This window comes from Cupriavidus sp. 05T313, from assembly GCF_056396665.1.
The window spans coordinates 1-5,730 of the sequence record NZ_JBFTLX010000346.1 but is presented as its reverse complement, the minus strand read 5'-3'; the positions used below and the strand labels follow the sequence as shown (position 1 = coordinate 5,730).

Genomic DNA, 5,730 nt, shown 5'->3' with positions numbered 1-5,730 from the left:
CTTGGTGGCGGAATAGCCGATGCCCGCCACTGCCAGCATGATCACCTTGGCGAACTTGGCGAAGAACGCCGCCAGGACGGCCAGCAGGCCCAGCTTCTTCGCCGCTACCCCGCCGATCAGCGCGGCCAGCCCGTATTCCGCCACTTTGTCGGTGCTGGAATTGAAGTCCGCATAGGCCTTGCCCTCGGCGAAGTCGAGATYGGACAGCAACGTGCGCACCACGGGCTTGTTGGTGTCGACCTGGTCGCGCGCGGTGATCAGGTTCAGGCTGACGTAGCCTTCCCGCCCGAGCGCATAGGTGTTGTAGTTGACGGACTGGGGGGCATCGGCCGGCTGGCCCTTCTCGCGTGCCGACATCGACCAGATCAGCCGATGGCTGGCCGCCTCATAGTGGGGCCGCTCCACCCAGCCGACGATCTCAAGCCCGCGGATGCCGTGCTTCTCGCGCTCCTCGTTGGCGGCTTCCGTGCCTTCCTTGAGCGATTTGAAGAGGTCGTCGACATTCCAGTCCTTGGCGTCGTCGTCGCGGATGTAGCCCGAGGGCTCGTACTTGGCTACCACCATCCAGTCGTCGTCGCCGGTGGGCAGCACCAGGCCAAGCAGGCGCTCGTCGGTAAGGTTGCCCATGGCGTGCATGAGCTTGCCGGCGGCCGGCTGGGGAATGAAGACTTCCCTGGCAGGCAGCTTCAGCGTGGCCTGTTCGCCCAGTTGTACCGTGGCCGGACCTGCCTGGGCGCTGGACTGCGCAGCCTGCCAGGCCGCCTCCATCTCCTTTTCCTTGCTGTCGCTGCCCTGCGCCAGCAGGCTGCCGGACGCAAGGAGGCTCATCCCGCATGCCAGGCTTGCCAGCATGCTACGCAATTCATGACCCGTCATTCCCACAATGACCGCTCCCTTCGCTAGATTGTTTGTTATTTGCGGCACTGCCGATGATGGCCAGGGGAAGGGGGGGGTCCGGCGGCCTCGCATGCAGTGCGATCGCCTGATGGTTTGGCGATTGGTGATTTTAGCGTTTTTTTTATTTGCGGCAGTGTGATTGAAGGGGGAACAGTCTCCAGGACGTCGGAACCCGGCTGCAATGGCAGACCGAGCGCGCCGGCACCAACAAGAGCTATGAGTTCGGTGGCCGGTGGGGACTGGTGCGGATGCTGGAACGGGCGCACATCGAACCGCCGAACGTCGCGACCTACCAGCTGACCTGGCGGGCCGTTCCGGACACGACGGGGCCATCAGCCGGTCCGCGTGACAATCCGGTCACCAGCCCGGGCCAAACCGCCGAGAACCTGGACAGCATGACGACCCGCAACGCGCGATTGCCGGTGGCCGAGGACATGGTCTATCCAATCCGCTACGAGATGCGCACCGAGATCGGCCAGGGTCCGCTGGAAATGCTGGCGTTGCGGGGGTTCGTCCTGCCGTCGCGCATTTTCGTGGGTCGTGAGCCGCAGGCGGTACGTCCGCTCCGGTCGCGATGAGGCCATCGTCACACGCCCTGTACTATCCGATCACGCCAGCGGGCCCTTATCCGGTCCTCAAGCGTTCAGTAGTGGGGGAGCACATAAGGCTTGGTTCTGGTTGGGGGAGGGATCTGCATGGGAATTCTTCCGGGCAGGGTATCCGCCTCGGGGAAGCCCGCTGGCCGCGCGTCCGACCTGCAATGCGTTATGGCTCTCCAGGAATCTTTCCGGACCGCTGGCAGGCGCCGGAAAGCTATCGAAGTCGCTAGCCTCAAGACTCGCGCCAAGCAGCTTGCCGAACGCATTGAGCTGCACGTCCGAAGTCAGTCCGGCGCTGCCGGCCAGGGCGGGGCACAGGATCCATGTGGTGCCATCCCTGACGAAGACGTGCAGGAGTCTTACCTGGTCTGCCGGCTGTAGCTGCCGGACCTCCCCAGCAGCTTCGTCGAGCCCGAAAGCCCGCACGAAGTCGTCGGTCTGGCGATGGCCGATGCAGATGACTACCTTTGGCCGCCAGTACGTGCAGAGTGTCCGCAGGAAGCGGAATCGCCCGCCATGCCGGCACAGTTCCAGGTAGCGTTCCTTGGGCACGAGTTCAGCCTGGCCGCGAAATACCTTTGACCAGGGCGTCAGGCCATCGAGTTGCATCGGCAGGGGAAACAGGTTCAGCTTGAACTCCGCGCCGTCCGGTGCGTAGAGCTGGTCCCGGAAGTATTCTTTCCAGTCGTTGTCATCGAGCCGGATACCCAGCGCCTCGGCGCGGGCCGCGGCCATGATGCGCGCAATGCGCTGGTGGTTGAGCCACTTGCCCATATCGACCCGGTGTTTCGCGCGAAACGCGTCATCCCATGCACGGGGTTCCGTGCGCGGCCGCAATGGCCCGGCAAGGCGCTCGAACCACGGATGCGGGCTCCTGTCGCAGATCCACACGCTGGCTCTCGGGTTTCCGCCCTCCATGCCTACGTACGACGCAAAGTAATTGTCCAGTTCATCGCGTGTGAATATCCCTGAGTGCTGCATTGCTGCCCCTTATCCCTTGGTGGGACCCCATTCACCCATTCCCGCAGCGTGCCGCCCGGTTCTGCCGACCGTGCGTGCCGCTGGGGTTATCCAACGTGTCCCGCATGCTGCCTGTGGGGCATGGCGGGGCAACCCTCCCGCGTGGGTTGCGTGTATTTGCTTATGTTATTTTTTAAACAGGAAATAGCAGGTCAAAGCCATTCGACCTGGTATTTATGCATATTTGATATGCGTCAATGTTGAATGTATACGGTGCACGGATGGCGCTGCAGGTGTCAGTCAATGACGCTTTGAATAGTGTCCAGCCGGCACGAACGGTATCGGCGTGAATGAGATGAAGGCTGCCCGGAAATGGCTCGCCGGCGCACTGGAGAGGTGGAGTCCAAGGATATTGCCCCCGCTGGATAAACGCAAAATGTCAAAAATGTTCAAAATGAATTGCTGCACTGCACTTTAGCGCAGATTGTATGGGTCATACACTACAATATTTTAATTTCTGACATAAAAAACGTAGAGAGCCGGGCATTCACGGGGGCAGATTTATTTTCTATCCCCTCTGATGGGGGGGTGTTTTTTTGAGACCCCGTCATCCAAATGCCTCCCGGATCATTCCCCCAATCTCATGCCGCCGCGCCACCGGCATCCGCGAAGCCGTCGAGACAATACTGATCGCAGCCTCGCCAGCCAACGGCAACGCGAATGCAAAGCCTACCCCCGCCACGCCCCCCGCCCCCGCCAGCGCATAGCCCAGCTTACGGCTGCGTTCCACACCGCGCTGCAGCTTGAGCAGGCTGAGCCCGCTGCCCTCGTATTCGCCACGGTGCCGCTCAAAGTGCGCAGCGATTTCCTCGTCGCCCAGCTTGGCCAGCAGCGCCATGCTGGCGGTACCCTGTCCCAGCAGCCGCGTGCTCCCCGTGAGCAGGTGGAAATGCTGCACCCGGTGGCTGCCTTCCTCGGCATGCATGCAGTAGCCGTGGTCGCCAATGCGCACGATCAGGAACACCGTGTCGCCGGTCTTGCGCGCCAGCGCCTTCATGCGCGTGGCGCAAGCGCTGGCCAGCGGCGAGCGGTTCATGGTGCGCAGGCCCATCGCCATGGCTGCCATGCCCAACCGGTAGCGCTTTCCCTGTTCATCCTGCCCGGCAAAGCCGGCGTGGGTGAGGTAACGCAGCATGCGGTGGGCGGTGGTGCGGTCGATGCCGGTCTGCGCCACCAGTTGCGGCAGAGTCAGCCCGGTTTCATGGTGCTCGGCCAGCAGGCATAGCAGTTTGAACGCTCGTTCCAGGCTCTGGACACCGGGCATGGGAGGGGAGGCTGGCCGGGCAAGGAGGGAGGGTGGGGTGGACATGGCGGGCAGGCGTGGCATCCGGAGGTGCGTCAAAGACGGGGTTGTGCACATTATGCACAAATCGCGAGTTTGAGCTTGTCGCGCGCCGGCGCCTGGTTTGCAATCGATGCATTCCTTGTCCCTTGCCGAGCGCCATGCTTCCCATCGAGTCCCGGATCGATTCCGCCAGTCCCGCCTTCGCCAGCCAGCGCACCGGCATGCAAGCCCTGATCGAGCGCTTGCGCGCGCTGGAGCAGCGCGCCACCGCCGCCTCTGAACGTTCCCGCCCCGCCTTCACCAAGCGCGGCGCGCTGCTGCCGCGCGAGCGCCTGGCCCGGCTGCTGGATCCCGCCTCCGCCTTCCTGCCAATCGCCAACCTGGCGGGCTACGGCATGGACGATCCCGACCACGACACCTCCATCCCCGGAGGCTCGCTGGTGGCTGGCATTGGCTTTGTCCGCGGCGTGCGGGCGATGGTGGTGGCGACCGACTCTGGCATCGACGCCGGCGCCATGACCGAAGGCGGCAACCTCAAGTTGATGCGCTGCCAGGAAATCGCGCTGGAGAATTGCCTGCCCTTTATCCATCTGGTCGAGTCCGCCGGGGCCAACCTGCGCAAGTACCGCGTCGACAAGTTCGTGCGCGGCGGCGGCATCTTCTACAACCTGGCGCGGTTGTCCGCCGCCGGACTGCCGGTGATCACCGTGGTGCACGGCTCGTCTACCGCCGGCGGCGCCTATATGCCAGGCCTGTCCGATTACGTGGTGATGGTACGCGGCCGTGCCCGCGCCTTCCTGGCCGGGCCGCCGTTGCTCAAGGCTGCCACCGGCGAGATCGCCACAGACGAGGAACTGGGCGGCGCCGACCTGCACGCGACCGTCAGCGGCCTGGCGGAGTTCGTGGCCGAGGACGACGAGCACGCCATCGCCCTGGCGCGCGATGTGGTGGCCAGCCTGGACTGGCCGGCCGTGGCACCGCGCCTGCCCCAGCCCGTCCAGCCGCCGCGCCTGGATGCGGGCGAACTGGATGGCGTGATGACGCTGGACGTGAAGAAGCCTGTGGATATGCTGGAGATCATCGGCCGCGTCGTCGACGATTCCGCCTGGTTGCCGTTCAAGCCGGATTACGGACCGGCCACGGTGTGCGGCCGCGGCCGCATCGAAGGGCACGCGGTGGGCTTCATCAGCAACAACGGCCCGATCGATCCGGCCGGCGCGACCAAGGCCGCGCAGTTTATCCAGGCATGCAACCAGAGCGGCACGCCCATCGTGTTCCTGCAGAACACCACCGGCTTTATCGTCGGCCGCGCCTCGGAAGAGGCCGGCATGATCAAGCACGGCGCCAAGATGATCCAGGCGCTGTCGAATTCCACCGTGCCGCAGATCACCCTCTATTGCGGCGCCTCCTTCGGCGCCGGCAATTTCGGCATGTGCGGCCGTGGCTTCCGCCCGCGCTTCTGCTTCTCCTGGCCCAACGCCCGCACCGCCGTGATGGGCGGAGAGCAAGCCGCCATGACGCTGGAAATCGTGGCGCGCCAGCAAGCCGAGCGCAAAGGCGTAGCGGTGGACGAGGAACGGCTGGCACAGCAGACCGGCGAGATCGTAGCCAACTTCGAGCGCCAGGCCAGCGCCTTCATCACCAGCGGCCTGCTGCTGGACGACGGCGTAATCGACCCGCGCGACACCCGCGCCGTGCTGGCCTTCGCACTGGCCACCGCACGCGAGGCGGAGGCGCGCACGCCGAGGGCAATGCAGTTTGGCGTGGCCAGGTTCTGATCACCAGCGCCCTCCGTGTGTGCCCCCACGCGATGCGAAGCGAGCCGTGTAGGTGTACCAGGCCGTATGGGGCGCCTCGGAATCCGGCGAAAAGAGCGGAAAAGAGGGACCCATGTTTGAGTATCGCCTTAAGGCGATGCGAGTTTGGGTC

Annotated in this window: 4 protein-coding genes and 1 pseudogene; 2 read left to right on the top strand and 3 right to left on the bottom strand. The window is 64.4% G+C overall.

The window, feature by feature from the left end; all coding sequences use genetic code 11:
* The coding region (locus tag AC1DKD_RS38265; RefSeq protein ID WP_477144486.1) for a DUF2167 domain-containing protein at positions 1-876 on the bottom strand (876 nt) is incomplete at its 3' end.
* Between the two features lie 170 nt (positions 877-1,046).
* On the opposite strand from AC1DKD_RS38265, the pseudogene AC1DKD_RS38260 reads away from it, so the two are divergent.
* Positions 1,047-1,475 (top strand): annotated as a pseudogene (locus tag AC1DKD_RS38260) (type VI secretion IcmF C-terminal domain-containing protein); the annotation flags it as partial.
* 57 nt (positions 1,476-1,532) lie between these two features.
* Here AC1DKD_RS38260 and AC1DKD_RS38255 read toward each other — a convergent pair.
* Both AC1DKD_RS38255 and AC1DKD_RS38250 read right to left on the bottom strand, forming a co-directional pair.
* On the bottom strand, positions 1,533-2,387 hold the full coding sequence (locus AC1DKD_RS38255; RefSeq protein ID WP_441629398.1) for an XpsR family transcriptional regulator: 855 nt from the start codon (positions 2,385-2,387) through the stop codon (positions 1,533-1,535).
* A gap of 676 nt (positions 2,388-3,063) precedes the next feature.
* Positions 3,064-3,780: an IclR family transcriptional regulator gene (locus tag AC1DKD_RS38250; RefSeq protein WP_441629397.1), complete on the bottom strand. Its 717-nt coding sequence runs from the start codon at positions 3,778-3,780 to the stop codon at positions 3,064-3,066.
* A 179-nt stretch (positions 3,781-3,959) separates the two neighbouring features.
* On the opposite strand from AC1DKD_RS38250, the gene AC1DKD_RS38245 reads away from it, so the two are divergent.
* Complete coding sequence (locus AC1DKD_RS38245) at positions 3,960-5,579, top strand: acyl-CoA carboxylase subunit beta (RefSeq protein ID WP_441629396.1); 1,620 nt, start codon at positions 3,960-3,962, stop codon at positions 5,577-5,579.
* The last annotated feature ends 151 nt before the right edge of the window (positions 5,580-5,730 follow it).